This is a genomic window from Metabacillus litoralis, assembly GCF_007994985.1.
Lineage (GTDB): Bacteria > Bacillota > Bacilli > Bacillales > Bacillaceae > Metabacillus > Metabacillus litoralis.
In genome coordinates this window covers 298841-315758 of record NZ_VOQF01000001.1, presented here as the reverse complement: position 1 = coordinate 315758, position 16918 = coordinate 298841, and the positions used below count along the sequence as shown (strand labels likewise).

General features: G+C 32.7%; 17 protein-coding genes. 12 read left to right on the top strand and 5 right to left on the bottom strand.

Going from position 1 to position 16918, the window contains the following annotated elements; translation table 11 throughout:
* The first annotated feature begins 24 nt into the window (after positions 1-24).
* Positions 25-408 (top strand): MazG nucleotide pyrophosphohydrolase domain-containing protein, encoded by a 384-nt coding sequence (locus FS935_RS01710; RefSeq protein WP_146945795.1) that lies wholly within the window; start codon positions 25-27, stop codon positions 406-408.
* A 127-nt stretch (positions 409-535) separates the two neighbouring features.
* Here FS935_RS01710 and FS935_RS01705 read toward each other — a convergent pair whose 3' ends face one another.
* Both FS935_RS01705 and FS935_RS01700 read right to left on the bottom strand, forming a co-directional pair.
* Positions 536-1327 carry a histidinol-phosphatase HisJ family protein gene (locus FS935_RS01705; protein ID WP_146945794.1) on the bottom strand — a complete coding sequence of 264 codons (792 nt, stop codon included), beginning with the start codon at positions 1325-1327 and terminating at the stop codon, positions 536-538.
* Between the two features lie 262 nt (positions 1328-1589).
* A complete protein-coding gene (locus FS935_RS01700; RefSeq protein WP_146945793.1) occupies positions 1590-2381 on the bottom strand; it encodes an SDR family oxidoreductase in 792 nt (263 codons plus the stop codon).
* Between the two features lie 174 nt (positions 2382-2555).
* On the opposite strand from FS935_RS01700, the gene dcuS reads away from it, so the two are divergent.
* The 5 genes from dcuS to FS935_RS01675 all read left to right on the top strand — a co-directional run bounded on the left by dcuS (position 2556) and on the right by FS935_RS01675 (position 9238).
* The gene (gene dcuS, locus FS935_RS01695; RefSeq protein WP_338036891.1) at positions 2556-4160 is read left to right on the top strand and encodes a DcuS/MalK family sensor histidine kinase; all 1605 of its coding nucleotides are present in this window, start codon (positions 2556-2558) and stop codon (positions 4158-4160) included.
* Positions 4153-4866: a response regulator gene (locus FS935_RS01690; protein ID WP_146945791.1), complete on the top strand. Its 714-nt coding sequence runs from the start codon at positions 4153-4155 to the stop codon at positions 4864-4866. The genes dcuS and FS935_RS01690 overlap by 8 nt, the downstream gene beginning before the upstream one ends.
* 925 nt (positions 4867-5791) lie before the next feature.
* A complete protein-coding gene (locus tag FS935_RS01685) occupies positions 5792-7132 on the top strand; it encodes a 2-hydroxycarboxylate transporter family protein (protein ID WP_146945790.1) in 1341 nt (446 codons plus the stop codon).
* Between the two features lie 98 nt (positions 7133-7230).
* Positions 7231-8025, top strand: a complete 795-nt coding sequence (locus FS935_RS01680) for a fumarylacetoacetate hydrolase family protein (RefSeq protein ID WP_146945789.1) — start codon at positions 7231-7233, stop codon at positions 8023-8025.
* Between the two features lie 310 nt (positions 8026-8335).
* Positions 8336-9238 (top strand): AEC family transporter, encoded by a 903-nt coding sequence (locus FS935_RS01675; protein WP_146945788.1) that lies wholly within the window; start codon positions 8336-8338, stop codon positions 9236-9238.
* A gap of 243 nt (positions 9239-9481) precedes the next feature.
* Here the strand turns inward: FS935_RS01675 and FS935_RS01670 are convergent, their stop codons facing one another.
* Complete coding sequence (locus FS935_RS01670; protein ID WP_158638502.1) at positions 9482-9748, bottom strand: hypothetical protein; 267 nt, start codon at positions 9746-9748, stop codon at positions 9482-9484.
* A gap of 286 nt (positions 9749-10034) precedes the next feature.
* Complete coding sequence (locus FS935_RS01665; protein ID WP_146945786.1) at positions 10035-11054, bottom strand: STAS domain-containing protein; 1020 nt, start codon at positions 11052-11054, stop codon at positions 10035-10037.
* A 210-nt stretch (positions 11055-11264) separates the two neighbouring features.
* On the opposite strand from FS935_RS01665, the gene FS935_RS01660 reads away from it, so the two are divergent.
* The 6 genes from FS935_RS01660 (at position 11265) to FS935_RS01635 (ending at position 16114) form a co-directional block, all read left to right on the top strand.
* Complete coding sequence (locus FS935_RS01660) at positions 11265-12272, top strand: DUF3231 family protein (protein ID WP_158638501.1); 1008 nt, start codon at positions 11265-11267, stop codon at positions 12270-12272.
* A 164-nt stretch (positions 12273-12436) separates the two neighbouring features.
* Positions 12437-13240 (top strand): GNAT family N-acetyltransferase, encoded by an 804-nt coding sequence (locus FS935_RS01655; RefSeq protein ID WP_146945784.1) that lies wholly within the window; start codon positions 12437-12439, stop codon positions 13238-13240.
* 20 nt (positions 13241-13260) lie between these two features.
* Positions 13261-13632 carry a hypothetical protein gene (locus tag FS935_RS01650; RefSeq protein WP_146945783.1) on the top strand — a complete coding sequence of 124 codons (372 nt, stop codon included), beginning with the start codon at positions 13261-13263 and terminating at the stop codon, positions 13630-13632.
* A gap of 232 nt (positions 13633-13864) precedes the next feature.
* Positions 13865-14743: an alpha/beta fold hydrolase gene (locus FS935_RS01645; RefSeq protein ID WP_146945782.1), complete on the top strand. Its 879-nt coding sequence runs from the start codon at positions 13865-13867 to the stop codon at positions 14741-14743.
* A gap of 38 nt (positions 14744-14781) precedes the next feature.
* Positions 14782-15576 carry a phosphotransferase gene (locus FS935_RS01640; RefSeq protein ID WP_146945781.1) on the top strand — a complete coding sequence of 265 codons (795 nt, stop codon included), beginning with the start codon at positions 14782-14784 and terminating at the stop codon, positions 15574-15576.
* Between the two features lie 82 nt (positions 15577-15658).
* The gene (locus tag FS935_RS01635; protein WP_146945780.1) at positions 15659-16114 is read left to right on the top strand and encodes a GNAT family N-acetyltransferase; all 456 of its coding nucleotides are present in this window, start codon (positions 15659-15661) and stop codon (positions 16112-16114) included.
* A gap of 424 nt (positions 16115-16538) precedes the next feature.
* On the opposite strand, the gene FS935_RS01630 is transcribed toward FS935_RS01635, so the two are convergent.
* Positions 16539-16790 (bottom strand): SunI/YnzG family protein, encoded by a 252-nt coding sequence (locus FS935_RS01630; RefSeq protein WP_146945779.1) that lies wholly within the window; start codon positions 16788-16790, stop codon positions 16539-16541.
* Positions 16791-16918 lie beyond the last annotated feature (128 nt).

Genomic DNA, 16918 nt, shown 5'->3' with positions numbered 1-16918 from the left:
CAAAAACCGGGTGGTGACAGGCACGTGAAAAAGCTTCAAGAGTACTCTAAACAATTTCAAGATGAAATGAATTGGCAAATTAAAACAGATGATTATGAGAGAACGAAAGCTTCTTTATTAAATAATTATATGTTATTAACAACGGAGGTCGCGGAAATAGCAGAGGAACTACGTAAAGCATTTAATAATACAAATACAGCTATAAATAATGGTATAGATGAAGATAAAGCATTTGAGATGGCGAAAGCTTCTATTAAAGAAGATTTAGGAAAAGAATTAGCTGATTGTTTAGCGTATATGACTAAGTTTGCTAATTATTTTGAGATCGATTTAGAGGATAGTTTTTATAATAAAATGGACGAAGTTAAAAAAAGAAAAAATAAAGATGTTGGCTTGGTGAATAAATAGAAAAAGATATAAAAAAGCTATATAAGTAACAAAACAGAACCCATCCCAAACGTTGTTATAGCGATGTTTGGGATGGGTTTTTATTTTTACTAATAGCTGATAAAAAATGCTTCAAGAGTTAAACTCATCAAACTAATTTTATTGGTTTAGCTTCTCTTTTTTCGAAAGAATAAATATAGTTAAATCCACATTCTTTTGCCATTTCATAAGCAGTATCAAGATAAGATCCAACAGAGGTAGCTTTGTGAGAATCTGACCCGATTGTTAAGATTTCACCGCCTAAATTTCTATATAATTTAATTATTTCTATAGAAGGTAGTGGTGTGTTAAAATCCCAGCTAAGACCTGATGTATTTATCTCAATTCCAATATTTCTGTCAATGGCTTTCTTCAAAATCTGTTCGATTATTTCAAGATGATCGTCTATTTGATAGCTACCATATTCTTTAAATGCATATCGCTTCATCAAATCTAAGTGAGCAATAACATCGATATCAGCTAGGCACACCATCTTGTAAAGCTCTTCAAAATAAAGCTGATACGCATGCTGCTCATGTTCTTTGAGAACCAATCGTAATTTTTGGTTATTTATATTATGAATTGATCCTAAAATGAAATCTAAGTTAAGTGGTTGAAGAGTTTCATTATATTTTTCCATTAAAAGATGTGGTTCACAAAGTTCAATACCAGCTTTTATTGTTAAGTAATCTTGAAATTTATCTTTGCAATCGTTTATATCCTTCAAGTATTTTTCAAAATCCATGTGCCCATATGTCGGAGCTAGGTGATTAACAGAGAAATGCTCGGTAAAGCAAATTTCTTTTATTTGCTTTTCGATCGCCTTCATACAAACCTCTTCCATAATAGCTTTTGAGTCAAAAGAATGATTTGTATGATGATGGTAATCCATTAGATACATAATATGCCTCCCTAAGTGTAGGTTATTAATCTATTATTCCTACTATTTATAAAAAATGCAATGCTAGGGAGTTATTTTAATCTCCAAAATGAAGAATGTTATGTTGGAATCTTATTTGCCTAATATTGTTTAGTACAATCAAAGAAACACTTCCGAGTTTTTACTCGTGGAGTGTTTCTTTGATGGAGAGTTTGATCCCACTAGTAAATTAAATGGTTTTGTACTTCACAACAAAATCATATACAACCAAAGTAAACATTTTTTATTTCAGTAAAGATTCTGCACCATCAATAAAAATTTCTGTTCCTGTTATATGTGAAGATAAGTCAGATGCTAAAAAGGTAACTAAATGAGCAACTTGCTCTGATGTTCCTGGTCCATGTTCAAGAGGTTGATCTCCTTTTGGAAAAACGATAGGAATTTCAATATTCTTGACATCAGATGAGTGATGGATTGACTGTTGGATGTTTGTTTTTATTGCACCAGGACAAATCGCATTCACACGAATTTTATAGTTGGCTAATTCTAATGCAGCCATTTTCATAAATGCAAGCTGTCCAGCTTTTGAGGTACTATATGCACTAAATCCGGCTTGGGAGAAAATGCGACTTCCACTAACAGAGCTTGTGATAATAATGCTACCTCCATGATCTTTCATGTAAGGAATGGCATATTTAACCGTTAAAAAAGTACCTCTTAGATTGGTGTTAATAGTTTTGTCCCAATCATTTTCTTCCATCGTTTCTATCGGAGATAATTCACCAGCTATCCCAGCATTAGCAAACACAATATCAATTTTTCCCCAATGGTTTTTTGCAGCTTTCATTCCTTTTTGTATTTCTGTTGGTGAAGTAATATCACATTTTTGAGCAATACTATTGCCTCCTTCTTGCTCAATTTGCTTTTTTACCGTATTCAAATCATTTTCATGAATGTCTAGCAAACATACATTTGCTCCTTCGCTCACTAAGCGAAGTGCAGCTGCACGTCCTATTCCTGAGCCTGCACCTGTAATGACTGCTACTTTTTCTTTAAGGTTATGATTGTTTAACATAGTTAATCCTCTCCAACTGTGATATTTTTACTATCTTTCACAAGAATTTGTAAAGATAAACAGTGTTTATGAGCATAATCAACGAACAAAGTGATTGTATGAATCTATCTGATAAAAAACCATAAATCCTCAACTTCTGCTATAATCCTTGATATGAATGAGGTGATTTTTTTGTTGAAAAGACCATTTAGTTTAAGTTTCATTATTACGATTTTTGGTTGTGTAGTTGTGTTGTTATCATTGTTAATTACTGATTTATTGATTAATTTTACAACGAGTGAAAGAATTATAGATAATCAAGAGGAAAAGGCACAAATTGTATCAAGAACAGTTGCAGAATCAAAGATTGTCAAAGATCATTTGCTTTTAAAAGGTAATACAGAGGAAGTTCAGGACTATACGTTAGAAGTACAAGAAATAACAGATATGATGTTTGTGGTTGTAATGAATATGGAGGGAGTTCGACAATCACACCCTAACCCTAATTTGATAGGGAAGAAGTTTGTTGGTGGAGATGAGAAAGAGGTTCTTCAAGGTAGAGAATATATTTCTAAGTCGAAAGGAACTCTCGGTGACTCATTACGAGCATTTACACCAGTTTATGATACAAATGACAATCAAATTGGAGCTGTAGCTGTTGGTATTTCCTTAGAGGATGTTCAATTGTCTCTTACACAAAATCATCGGAATATTATCATCGGCTCTGTTTTTGGCATTTTAGTCGGGATCTTAGGAGCATTTTTATTAGCTAAATATATAAAAAGAATGTTATTCGGGTTAGAACCGTATGCGATCTCAAAGCTGCTTCAAGAGCGAAGTACGATGCTGCAGTCTGTTCATGAAGGGGTTTTAGCTGTAGATGAAAATTTAACGATTACATTAGTAAATAAATCAGCTCTAGCTTTATTTGAAAAAGCAGGATTGGAGAAGAACCCTGTAGGAATGAAGATTTCAGATTATATGTCAAATTCGACAATTGAACGGGTTATTAAAACTGGAGAATCAGAGCGTGATGTAGAACAATTAATAAAAGGTATGTCCATTTTAGCTAATCGAGAACCACTGATTGTTAACAATAAAATAGTAGGTGCGATTTCAACGTTTAGAGATAAAACAGAAGTAAATCAACTAGCAAATCAATTAACAGGAATTCAAACATACGTAGAAACGCTTCGTGCACAATCACATGAATTCATGAATCGTCTTCATGTGATCTTTGGAATGGTTCAGTTAGAAGCTTATGATGAATTAAAGTCGTTTATTCGTCAGATTATTGATCATCAAAATCAAGAAGTGGCAATGGTCACGAATTCTATTAAGGATCCTGTTTTAGCTGGATTTATCCTTGGTAAACTAAGCTATGCCAGAGAAGAGAAAGTAGAATTAAAAGTGATTAATGATACTGAGTTTTCTCGTCCACTTAGCATAGAAAGTAGCCAAGAGTTAATTACAATTATCGGAAACTTAATTGATAATGCAATAGAAGCTCTATCAACTAGCAAAGAAAAGAAAATAGAATTGAAGCTAAAAGAAGAAGGAGATATGTTGCATATAGAAGTATCAGATACAGGGCCTGGTATCACAGAAACGAACCAGGATTCAATTTTCAAGAAAGGTTTTTCAACAAAAGGTACAAATAGAGGGATTGGACTTTATTTAACAAAACAAAGCATTGAAAAATTAAATGGAAAACTTAACGTAATCACAAGTGAAAAGGGAACAACCTTTAAGGTTGCAGTAGAATATGTGTCAAGGAAAGATGTGAAAAAACATGATTAACGTATTAATTGTAGAAGATGATCCGATGGTTGCGGAATTTAACAAGAGATATCTTAGTAAGATAGAGGGCTTTTCCTTAGTTCAAATCGCCAATACAGTGGGAGAAGCTATTACTGTTATGCAATCTGATAGCATTGACTTAATATTGTTGGATGTTTATATGCCTGGCCAAAATGGGCTGGAATTGCTTAGTAGTATTAGAGAAAAAGAATTATCCATAGACGTTATCTTAATTACCGCAGCTTCAGACGTAGATAAAATTCAGTCAGCATTACGATTAGGTGTGATTGATTATTTAATAAAGCCCTTTGAATTTGAGAGGTTCAAGCAAGCTCTTCTCAGATATAAAGAAAAATTTGATCTGTTTCATAAAAATGATACTTTAAATCAACAAATGCTTGATAATCAATTATTAAAACCACAGTACTCGACACTAAAAGAAGATCGTTCTTTACCAAAAGGATTAACACTAAGTACATTGAATGTAATTGTTGATACATCTAAAAAATTAATCTCATTTTCTACTGATGATGTTGCAGAGTACACGAATATATCTCGAGTTTCTGTTCGAAAGTATTTATTATTTTTATCAGAAATTGGTTTTTTAAGAGAAACGTTAATGTATGGAATTGGCAGACCTGTATATCATTACACTTATGAAGGTAATGATGATGTGTTAATGGAATATAGAAATAAGATCAAATGAGACTAGGACAATAAGCTACGCCTGCGAGGTCTCGACCTTTCCTCTGCGCCCGCAGGAGTCAAGTGTCTTTCGCTCCATTCCACTATGGTTTACTTCATATAGATATAATGTTGAAAAAAATACTCATTTATTAGTTACTTGTTTATCACTGTTTTTAGCTATTGTTAGATTAGGAAATAGACAATGTGAGATAGTTAGTTAATGTTGGTAGCAAAATATCCGTTTCATTTCGCTGCAGACACTTGCTTTCCGCGGGGAGGAAGTCAAGCCTCCTCAGCTACGCCTGCGAGGTCTCGACCTTTCCTCTGCGCCCGCAGGAGTCAAGTGTCTTCCGCTCCATTCCACTATAGTGTGCTTCTAAAGAAATATTCTTAGAAAAAACAACTCATTTATTAGTTAATTGTTTTTAGCTGTTTAGAGTTATTTTTATATTGGAACTGAAAACACAAGACAATTGATTAATAAATTATTAGATAGTAAAAAATCTGTTTCATTTCTCTGCAGACACAAGATTCGCAGGGGAGGAAGTCCAGTCTCCTCGGCTACTCCTGCTTAGGTCTCAGCCTTTCCTCTATTCTAATTAGGTGCCATAGTGTTTTCCGCTTCATTCCACTAGTTCTAAAAAAATCTATGATGATAGCAAATAAAAGTCCGAACTATTAAGCGAATAAATAATTGAATATCACCTAATAATTCGGGTTTATCATTAGCTTAAACACGAATATCACAACCTCTTTTTTTACTTTTTTTAATTACAAAAGAAATGCATTAATTTTATAATCTATTAAATTTTTTGAAAATTAAATAAGATAGAAATATAAAATGAAAACGATTACAGAGAAGAAGTGCTTTTGAAAGTTAAGACTTGTTTGTCTGTGAAAAGTTAGGTGCTTAATCTATTGGATCTATAAAAGGAGGAGTAATTATGTCACAACCAGCAAAACAGTATTCAAACGAAAATGAAGATAAGACAAAAAAACCAAAAAATTTAAGAGTTCAATCACTAGCAGAAAATAATATGAATATTTTTAATATACCAATTGCTTGGTTTTTATTGTTTGCAGTCATCACATTAACAAGTATGTATACAGGTAATCTTCCTGGTGGGATGATAGGAGCCTTACTTGTTATGATTGTTTTAGGCGAAGTATTTGGTTGGGTAGGAGATCGTTTACCAATCGTCAAAACCTTCCTTGGCGGTGGAGCAATTGTGGCCATTTTTGGCTCAGCTTATATGGTCTATAGTGGATTATTACCTGAAACCATTACAACAACAGTTACAGATTTTATGAAAACAGGTGGCTTTTTAGATTTCTATATTGCTGCACTGATTACAGGTAGTATCTTAGGAATGAATTCTAAAATTCTTCTAAAAGTTGGTTTACGCTATTTTATCCCAATTGGGGGAGCGATTTTAGGAGCTATATTGCTAACTGGTATCGTTGGTTCTTTCGTTGGATTTACAGTTCAAGAAGCAATCCTCGTCATGGCCATGCCGATTATGGGTGGAGGAATGGGAGCAGGTGCTGTTCCGATGAGTCAAATTTATTCTGAATTACTTGGAAATGAACCTAGCTATTATATTTCAATGCTTGTTCCAGCATTAGCACTTGGAAATGTATTTGCCATCGTTTTAGCAAGTTTATTAGATCGGTTAGGAACTAGGTTTCCTTCTTTAACAGGTAATGGTCAGTTAATACAAGGATTTAATTATGAAAAACCAAAAATGACATATGATATTAAAAAAATGGGTGCAGGTATGCTTGCTGCTTTAACCTTTTTCACAGTTGGAGCACTGTTAGCTTCTTTCATCCCATTACATGCCTATGCAATCATGATTATTATTGTTGCGATCTCTAAGATAGCAAATGTGATTCCATCTTCAGTTGTTGAGGGTGCAAGTCAGTGGTATCAGTTTGTTGCTAGTAATTGGACGTTTGCCTTATTATTCGGTATTGGTGTAGCTTATACAGATTTAGCGACTGTTTTGGAAGCTCTAACATTACAATATATTTTAACTGTATTTGCTGTAGTATTAGGAGCAGTTATCGGTGCAGGTTTATTAGGGAGACTTGTAGGCTTTTACCCAATCGAAGCGGCGATTACAGCAGGATTATGTATGGCGAACATGGGAGGTACTGGTGATGTTGCTGTTCTTTCTGCTTCAAAACGAATGGAGCTTATGCCTTTTGCACAAATATCTTCACGTTTAGGCGGTGCATTGATATTATTACTAGTAGGATTGCTTATTCCGTTAGTTACTTAAATAGCTTGATAAAAGTTCCAGGAATTAACGGAAAACATTCCTAATCATAAATAAAAATAACGATGGTTTATCATGTAATCAAAGGGGTTTTTGTAGAAATGAAAACACTGCAGCAAGCAAAAACAATCGTTCGCTACCAGTATCACGAACACATTTATTATGGATTTGTTGAGGAAGATGAAATTATAGAACTGTGCAGTAACTTTACAGATCTAGTTAACAATGAACTAAATTATGATGGAGTAAGGATTAAATATAATGAAGTGAAAATCTTAGCTCCAGTTGCACCTTCAAAAATTGTGAATTTTGGTTGGACATATGCTGAACACGCGACTGAAACTGGTGGAAAAGCTAATCTTGCTGAACCTTTTCTGTTTTTAAAACCACCTTCTTCGCTTATTCCAGATCAAGGTGAAATCATTCTTCCATCCACACACCTAACCAAACAGGTAGAATTGGAGGGGGAAGTTGCCCTTATTATTGGAAAACGTGGTAAAAATATAAAAGAAGAAGAAGCGTTGGATTATGTTTTTGGTTGTACGATTTTTAATGATGTAACAGCAAGAGACCTTACTAAATCAGATCCTCAGTTTACTAGAGGTAAAGGCTTTGATACATTTGGTCCATTAGGTCCTTATATTGTTACAGGAATAGATCCTTCAAGCTTAAGTATCAAGACAACATTAAACGGAAAAGTGGTCCAAGACGGAAATACGAATCAAATGTCCCTTTCAATACCTTATCTAATCAGTTGGGTTTCACAAGTCATGACACTCGAACCAGGAGATGTTTTAGCTACTGGTTCACCTTCAGGCAGCTGTCCAATGAGATCTGGAGACACAGTCATTGTTGAAGTAGAGAAGATTGGTAAGCTAACTAATTATGTTAAATAGGAATAAAATGAAAAATTTTAGCGATTCGATACATTTAATCAAAGCCTAATTTAGTTCCTACTTCTGTTAATTTCTTTATATGTGAAAATATAAGTATTGGGGAAATGCCTCAATGCTTTTTCTTTTTTTGTTGTTGTAAAAAGAAATTTATCAAACTTCCGCGCTCAGTATATCCGGGTAACAAGATTGAAATGTTTTACTCATCAACAAGGGAAGGTAATCAGATTAAGCGCTAGATAGCTTTTCGGGCTTTTCTTAGTTTATTAATGTATAGTAGAAAAAAAGAGATCAACTATTGGAGTTTGTGGATATGAACTTTATTTTAATCGTTTTACCAGCATTTATCATTTTTGCAGTAGGATATATAGGTCAAAAAATAATCGGCTTTGATCGAAAATCTATATCGGTTTCAGCACTTTATTTAATGTATCCTTTTTTAGCATTCAGAACATTTTATAGCAATGAGCTCACCATAGATTATTTCTATATTTTGATTTTTTGTTCACTACTCTGCTTTCTTTTGATTATCATTGTTTTTATTTATATAAAAATTGTAGGAGAAGATCTATCAAAAGGGGCAGCCTTCATATTATCAGGTGTTTTTATGAATAGTGGAAATTATGGTGTGCCGGTTATCTTGTTTGCTTTTGGAGAGGTTGGCTTTGATTATGCTGTCATTATGATGGTGATTCAGTCGTTCTTAATGAATACCATAGGCCTTTATTATGCAGGTAGAGGAAGTAGTGCAAATAGAAGTATAAAAGAATCGGTATTGACTATTGTAAAAATGCCTATTATTTATGGCTCTATTGCAGGATTATTATTCCAACTAGCTTCAATTCGTATTCCAGAATTTATCATGCAAGCAACAGACCTTATTGCTGATGCAACAATTCCAACAATCATGCTTGTACTAGGAATGCAGCTTGCTACAATAACAAAGAAAAATGTAAGACTTAAAGATATCAGCTTTATCATTATGATGAGAGTTGTTATTTCACCGATTGTTGCTTATCTAATTATCACTTTATTATCAATTGATGGAATGCTTGCGCAGGTGTTAATTATATTATCAGCGATGCCGACAGCTGCTAATACAACAATGTATGCTGTGCAATTCGACACTGAGCCTGATTTAGTTTCTTATAGTACATTGATTACAACTTTACTTAGCATTGTGACTGTTCCTATTATGTTGATGTTGTTTTTGTAATAGATAAAAGGAACGCTTCAAAAAATAGTGTATGTATAGGTTCCGAATTAACCTTGTTTTTCAATTTAATTACTATAGCTTCTATGAATGGTGAAAAGTCCTTCACGCTGCAGATGTATCAGAAGGACTTTTTTTAAATCTAACACAGATATGAGATTCTGGAATTTTTGGGATAAAAAAACATATGCTAATTCGTTAAAGCTTTTATTCTATTAAATAGTATATTCGACTTTAAGTTACGGCTTAGTACTTTTTACAGCAATGGTGTTTCTCATAATATTTATCATATTTTTTATATTCCCAACCATGATGCTTATCATGCTTTTTATATCCGTGATAGCATTTTTTATGTTTATCTTCTTTTTTATAGTGATAATTGTATTTGTCGTGCTTTTTGTAGTCGTACTTTTTAGTTTCTTTTTTGCAGTCGAAATCAAAATCAAATTTTTTGTAACCCCAGCAATAACATTTTCCATAACTTTTCTTGTCATCATATTTCTTTTTACCCAATATAATCATCTCCCTTGTTTAAATTAAAGAGAGGGATAAGTGTATTTTGGAATCTATTAATTCTACCTTTCCTCTCTTTGCTAGTATTCTATTCATATACAAGTAGAAAGGAGTGGGCAAGGTACATACTAATTACTAGTTTTTCTTATTAAATTTTTCAATTCATAGAAGTTATTAGCTTCTAAAGCTACATACTAGATTATTTCTGACTACCTTTTGGAAGGGTACTGCATAAAAAACTACTCAAAAAAAGAAGCACCTCTATTAAAAGGTCCTTCATTAAACTTTATAATATCTTTCTTCCCATCTGTCCAAGTGCAAAATGTATGCCATGCTGTAATGATTGAAAGCAATCAAACTTGGAAAAGTTAATAGTAGATTTAGTAATGACTAAACTTAATTCGGGTGTAATGCCAACAAGTATTGTTTTTGTTCCAATAAGCGAGGAAGCAGAACAAATATTTTCAATTAAGCTTGCAGTGTGTTCACTCATATCCTTATCAAGTCCTGTTAAATCAAGAATAAGGTAGTTTGCTTTGTGTGATGGTAAGTTGTTTAATGTATTGGTAATAAGCTCTTCTGATCGATCTATTTCATATGTACCAATTAATGGAACGACAACTATTCCTTCTAATACTGGAATGATCGGTGATGATAGTTTTTTAATTAAATCTTTTAGTTCTCTTGTTTTCTCGTCAACAAGTTCTTCTAATTGGTGTATTTGCTCTGATTCTTTTTTTCTCGCAAGCTGGTGTATATTATGTGTGATCGTTACATTGGAAGGAAAATAATTAATAATAGTATGGTCATGGCCTTCAATTTGTTGTTCAATAACTTCATACCATATACTAGTTCCTAATAAACCTGAAAAAATTCCTGCAAAATGGGCAGATAGAAAGTTACTTCCATAATCTTTTCCTTGTGCCACATTGATTTTATATTCCCACGTATCCTTTAAGTATGCTGTTAGTGTTTTTGTTTCATAGTTCAATTCTTTAATTTCTATTTGCCCCCATCCAGCAGAAGCGTATGTACTCGTAATGGACTTCGCGGCTTCCTCAACACTTAATTCCTTCATTTTTTCAAAATACTCTCCAACAACTAAGCCTTGGCGAAATCCTGATGTTTCAAAAACTAAGCTTGATGCCTCAATTCCTGATATTTCTTCAATAGTATCAAAAAAGGACTTCATTGCAGTTGAGATCCAAAAAAGGACAGCGTCTTGACCTTCAAACTGAAAGATGCCTTTCTCTATATTCCAATCAAATTGTAAACCGTCTACATTAATCTTTGTTTCTTTCTCCATAAGAAAGGTACCCACCTTTTAGTAGCTTAATTTTTACTATTTTACTATTATATGTATAAAATGTTTTTAGAAATCCATTACAATTCAATTATAAATCTGAAGCGCTAAATGAAACCTTTATTCGTATGAAAAATGAAATTGTATTTTACATAATTTTTACTTAAATGTTAATAATAGTTAATAAGATCGACAATGGAAGGAATTTTATTTATGACAGAAAAACAAACACAAAAATTAACATCGTCAGAATTAGGAATGTTATGGAGTAGTTTTATTGAAAATACTGCTTCAAAATGTTTCTTAAAATATGGCTTATCTATCGTAGAAGATGTAGAAATCAAAGAAGTGATCAAGTACGCATTTGACTTATCTAATAAAAATATTATGCAAATAAAATCAATTTTTGAAAATGAAAAAATACCTGTTCCTTATGGATTTTCTGATTCAGATGTAAATGTAAATGCTCCGCGTCTTTATTCTGATTCTTTTTTGTGCAGATATATTGAATTCATGGGGAGAACTGGTGAGGTTACCTATTCATTGGCACATAGTACTTCAGCTAGAAAAGATATTCGTGATTTATTTCGTTCTTACCTTTTTGAGTCAGCGACACTTTTTGATAAAGCAGCTGATCTTTTATTGAAGAAGGGTATATTTGTGCGTTCTCCTTATATAGCATATCCAACAAAAAATGAATATGTTGAAAAAGAAAATTTTCTAGCAGGATTTTTAGGAGAAAAGCGTCCTTTAACTGCTATTGAGATCACTCATCTTGCTACAAATATTGAATCTAATGCAGTGGGTACGTCGTTTTTAATGGGATTTGCACAAGTTGCTACATCAAAAGAAGTGAAAAAATATCTTTCTAAAGGACTGGAGATAGGAAAGAAGCATATAGAAATCCTTGCAGCGGTGTTGAAAAACGATAATACAGCTTCACCGCAAACATGGGATGGCAGTGTACCTGAATCTACAGTATCACCTTTTTCGGACAAATTAATGCTTCAATTAATATTAACAATGAACGCTCTTTCGTTAGGTAATTATGGAACTTCTTTAGGAGGAAGTCCAAGAAGAGATATAGGGTTACATTATGTTCGATTTATTGGAGAGATCGGGAATTATGCAAACGATGGAACTGAAATCATGATTACACATGGATGGATGGAGAAACCACCTCATACAGTTGATCGTCAAAAAATAATCAAGCAAAATTAGTACTTCTTAGGAAAATAAAAAAAGCTATTTCAAAGGTTTCTTACTCATGGGTAGGGACCTTTTTTAATGCTTATTTCTTAAAAATACATTTTTTCCCCATCTTACTATCTCTACTATGTATAATAAAAAAAGATTGGAATTTATAGTAGAGAGGGAGAAATAAAATGATACGTAGGTTAAATAAAGAAGATCATGAATCAGTAATGATGCTTATTGGCCATAAACCAGCAGAAAATTTATTTATTTTAGGTGATATTGAAGCGTATGGTTATGATTCAGACATTCAAGAAATTTGGGGACAATTTCAAGATGACGAATTGATTGCTATTTTATTAAGATATGACAAAAATTTTATTCCATTTAGTGAGAAAGATTATGATGTAAAAGGTTTTGCAGAAATCATCAATCATCATTCTACTCGATTTGAGCTTAGTGGTTTAAAGCATGTTGTTGAGCCTATAAAGGGGTACATAAATCGCAGTGTTAGAAAACATAGTGAAACATATTACGCAAAATGTACAGGTTTAAGTTACAAAGTAGATGATGAAAAAATAAAAAAAGCAACCTATTTAATGCCCTTAGAATATCAGGAAAATATTGAAATGTTATGTTCCATACCTGAATTTGCTTTAGGGAATTTTAGTATTGAGTCAAGAGAACGAGCCGAAAAATATAAAACTGGACGTACTTATATTGTTCGAAATGAAGAAGGAGAAATGGTTGCATCAGCATCTACAACAGCCGAAAATTCTCAATCTGCCATGATTGTTGGTGTGGGAACCAAACCTGGCTTTGAACGGAGAGGCTATGCAACTCTATGTATGGAAAAGCTATGTAGTGAATTACTAGCAGAGGGGAAATCACTTTGTTTATTTTACGACAATCCAGCAGCAGGGAAAATTTATAAACGATTAGGCTTTACTGATATTGGGCTATGGACAATGATTCGTTATGAGGGATTAGAATAGTGATAACAGGGGGAGTGTAAATGATAAACCTTAAACGAATCAGATTTATGAAGCTTTGGTTAGTATTAGGCTCTATCTTTACTATGTTGACGGTAGTAGGCTGCTCCTCTAAAGAAAACGAAAATGTCAAGTATTCCATTCTAGTTATAGAAGGGGAAAATAACATAAGTGGCAAGTTTGGTCATTTTGGGAGCAATGAGTATTCTGTTATGGAGGTGGAATATATCACCGATTTAAAATCAGCAATTGATAAATATCCTGATTATGACATTCAAAAGGCACCCGTAGTTTTTATATTTGAATATGGTGGAGAAATGAAAAAAATGAAGTTAAAAACATATGATGTTGAAGAAGCTATAGATTTCATAGAAGAAAATAGTCGGGTTAAATAATTAATAGACATTTTATTTGATTTGATTAATAACGATTATTAGTAACTTAGAAGGCTAAAAGTAATATATATAGTATAGAAAATATGGACCGAGATGTTAATAGTGCAACATTACTGATTCATCTAGCTTTTATTTCAGCTGTATTTACTAAGTGTAAATTTAAAAAACTTGAAACTTTTTCATAGTTTAATATGTCTACTTTAATGAGTTTAAATAAATTTAGAGGTGGATTATGGGTCAAGAAACGATTTATAAAAGTCATATAGGTAAAAAAGAGATTCTTCAACACTACGATCAATATATTAAATCCTTTAACTTTGAGGTCGAGAGGGTGTATGTTGACACAAGCTATGGAAAAACACATGTACTTGTAGCTGGTCCAAAGGAAGGGAAACCAATCTTTATCTTCCAAGGGGGCAACTGCATTAATCCAATGACATTATCTTGGTTTACATCCTTGACAGAAAATTATAGAGTGTATGCACCAGATACGATTGGTCATCCAGGGTTTAGTGATGAAAATAGAATTTCAGCAAAAGATCATAGCTTTGCTCGATGGATTGAGGAATTAATGAATTATTTCTCTATAAAAAGCTGTGCATTTGTTGGACCCTCTTATGGAGCAGGAATCATATTAAGATTAGCTACATATATGCCGGAAAAAATTGATTGTTCAATATTAGTTTCACCAGCAGGGTTACGTTTAGGATCGAAAATGAAAATGATGAAAGAAATATTAACTCCGTTAATCCTCTTTACTATCACTTCATCCAATAAGTATCTTGATAAAATTTCTGGTGTGATGTCAGATCATAGTATGAAGGAAATGGATAAGAAAATTATTGGTGATGTATTTAAGTATGTCAAATTAGAGCAAGACATGCCAAAGTTAACTGAAAAGCATGAACTAGTAAATTATAAATCACCAACATTAGTTATAGCAGGAAAAAATGATGTTTTCTTTCCTGAAAATAAAGTAAACAAAGTAGCAAAAGAGATTATTCCAAATTTACAAGAATGTATCACCTATGAAATGGGGCATTTTCCATCAGAAGGTCATGTAGAAGAAATAAATATTAAAATAAACGAATTTCTTAAATTACATTATTAATATAATTTTGAAAACCTAATAGTAAGGTGGTGAAGTTAGTGTCAAACCAAAAAAACGAAGAAAAGCTAGCAGGAGGAAATGTTTCGAATGTTTATCGATCGGGAGATACTGTTAGGCGAGAAATGAAGGCGGACAGTCCCAACATTCATAAGCTATTAAAGCATTTAGAAAACAAAGGCTTTGATGCTGCACCAAAATTTCTGGGCATTGATGAAAAAGGTAGAGAAGTTTTAACCTTTATTGAAGGTGAAGCGGGTCATTATCCTTTAAAGAAATATATGTGGTCTGATGATAACTTAATAGAAATAGCAAAAATGCTACGAAGGTATCATGATTCTGTATGTGATTTTCCCTTTGATGATAGCTGGCATTCAATAGATAACACCCCTAAACCACTTGAGGTTTTGTGTCATAATGATTTCGCGATGTACAATCTTATTTTTAAAAACGGAACGCCAGTAGGTATTATTGATTTTGATGTTGCTGGGCCTGGTCCTAGATTGTGGGATATTGCTTATACACTTTATACTTGTATTCCTTTAAGTAGATTTTCTCTTTCTGAAACAGGTGAGAAAATTCATTATCAATCAACACAGCATGCAAACCTTATCAAGAAAAGAGTTACATCTTTTTTTGAATCCTACGGTGATGGTATTGACAAAGAAAATTATTTGGAAATGGTTCTACTTCGATTAGAAGGACTATGTAAAACAATAAAAAGAAAAGCCGATGAAGGTGACCTTGCTTTTCAGAAGATGGTACATGAAGGACACCTTGAACATTATCAAAACGATATCAAATTCATACGTGAGCATGGAAAAGAGTGGGTTTAAGGCTAGATTCATAAAAGGAAAAGGAAATATATCATTCTTTACTACATAATGATAAAAAGTGAAAGAAATTGGAGTGGTCTTTATGGAAATAAAAATTGATGATTTATCTGGAAATGAAGTGGCAGTTTTAATTAGCGAACATCTTCAAGGTATGACGGAGCATTCTCCACCAGAAAGTATCCATGCATTAGATTTATCCCAATTAAAAAAACCTGACATAACATTTTGGAGTGCGTGGGAGGGGAATGATTTACTAGGCTGTGGAGCTCTTAAAGAACTTGATCCTCAACATGCGGAAATCAAGTCAATGCGTACTTCTTCAGCACATCTTAGAAAAGGAGTGGCAAAAAGACTTCTTCAACACATGGTAGATATAGCAAAAGAGCGTGGTTACAAAAGGTTAAGTCTAGAAACTGGATCAATGGATGCATTTGAGCCCGCTAAGAGGTTATATGAAAGTTTCGGATTTCAATATTGTAAGCCCTTTTCAGATTATGTTGAAGATCCAAACAGCGTATTTATGAAGAAAGAACTGTGATTTTTATAATGTGAAATCCATGAAATGAAACAAATTATAACTAATTTAAGATAAACACTTGCTAATCCAAGTGTTTTATTTAATTTAACTGAATAGAAGATGAACTATAAATAGTTTCATGCGTCATAATAAATGGCTCTATTCATTATTGTAATTCAATATGTCACTATAGTGTATGTCATATGTAATAATCTTTTGTTCTGCTAATGAAAGAACGTTTGCTAAAACATCTACACAGCTCCCTCGTAAAATGTTACCCACTTCGATACTTCAATTTTTTAATTGTTTCTTTCTCATTTTATAAACACTTTCCCTCTTAATCGCTCATTCAATTGATTGTCAGTTTGTAAGCTCTACTAGTGGAAAACGTAAAATTATGTTAAATCAAAACTATCACTGAAATATAACTACTTGAGTTAATCTACTAAGATAGTATTTTGTTTTTTATTGAGATAGGATTCGTCGTATAAAGAATATAGGTTTTTATCTTTGTTTTAATCACAACACGATCAGTTGTTCCATATGGAGTGCCAATACGAATAGCACCTTTTTCTTCACCACCATATGTATCATCTAAACATACATCAAGAATATCAGCTACAGCAATTTCCACTTTTGATAGCTGCCATTTAACTATAACGGTATCATACGATTTTGTTACACTTATCCCTAACATAATTTCAGCTCCTAATATTAAAAAAGTACTATTTTTATTTAACTAATACGAAAGTACAATGAAAAAGTTTCATTTATTTGGATTTATTATTGTCCAATTTCATTATTATTTGGAATTTTCATATAATC

Coding starts and splice junctions, on each gene's coding strand:
- FS935_RS01675 (WP_146945788.1), top strand. CDS start 8,336: ATGAACTTTATTTTAATCGTTTTACCAGCATTTATCATTTTTGCAGTA.
- FS935_RS01650 (WP_146945783.1), top strand. CDS start 13,261: ATGATAAACCTTAAACGAATCAGATTTATGAAGCTTTGGTTAGTATTA.
- FS935_RS01690 (WP_146945791.1), top strand. CDS start 4,153: ATGATTAACGTATTAATTGTAGAAGATGATCCGATGGTTGCGGAATTT.
- FS935_RS01655 (WP_146945784.1), top strand. CDS start 12,437: ATGATACGTAGGTTAAATAAAGAAGATCATGAATCAGTAATGATGCTT.
- FS935_RS01660 (WP_158638501.1), top strand. CDS start 11,265: ATGACAGAAAAACAAACACAAAAATTAACATCGTCAGAATTAGGAATG.
- FS935_RS01645 (WP_146945782.1), top strand. CDS start 13,865: ATGGGTCAAGAAACGATTTATAAAAGTCATATAGGTAAAAAAGAGATT.
- FS935_RS01630 (WP_146945779.1), bottom strand. CDS start 16,790: ATGTTAGGGATAAGTGTAACAAAATCGTATGATACCGTTATAGTTAAA.
- FS935_RS01705 (WP_146945794.1), bottom strand. CDS start 1,327: ATGTATCTAATGGATTACCATCATCATACAAATCATTCTTTTGACTCA.
- FS935_RS01635 (WP_146945780.1), top strand. CDS start 15,659: ATGGAAATAAAAATTGATGATTTATCTGGAAATGAAGTGGCAGTTTTA.
- FS935_RS01680 (WP_146945789.1), top strand. CDS start 7,231: ATGAAAACACTGCAGCAAGCAAAAACAATCGTTCGCTACCAGTATCAC.
- FS935_RS01700 (WP_146945793.1), bottom strand. CDS start 2,381: ATGTTAAACAATCATAACCTTAAAGAAAAAGTAGCAGTCATTACAGGT.
- FS935_RS01665 (WP_146945786.1), bottom strand. CDS start 11,054: ATGGAGAAAGAAACAAAGATTAATGTAGACGGTTTACAATTTGATTGG.
- FS935_RS01685 (WP_146945790.1), top strand. CDS start 5,792: ATGTCACAACCAGCAAAACAGTATTCAAACGAAAATGAAGATAAGACA.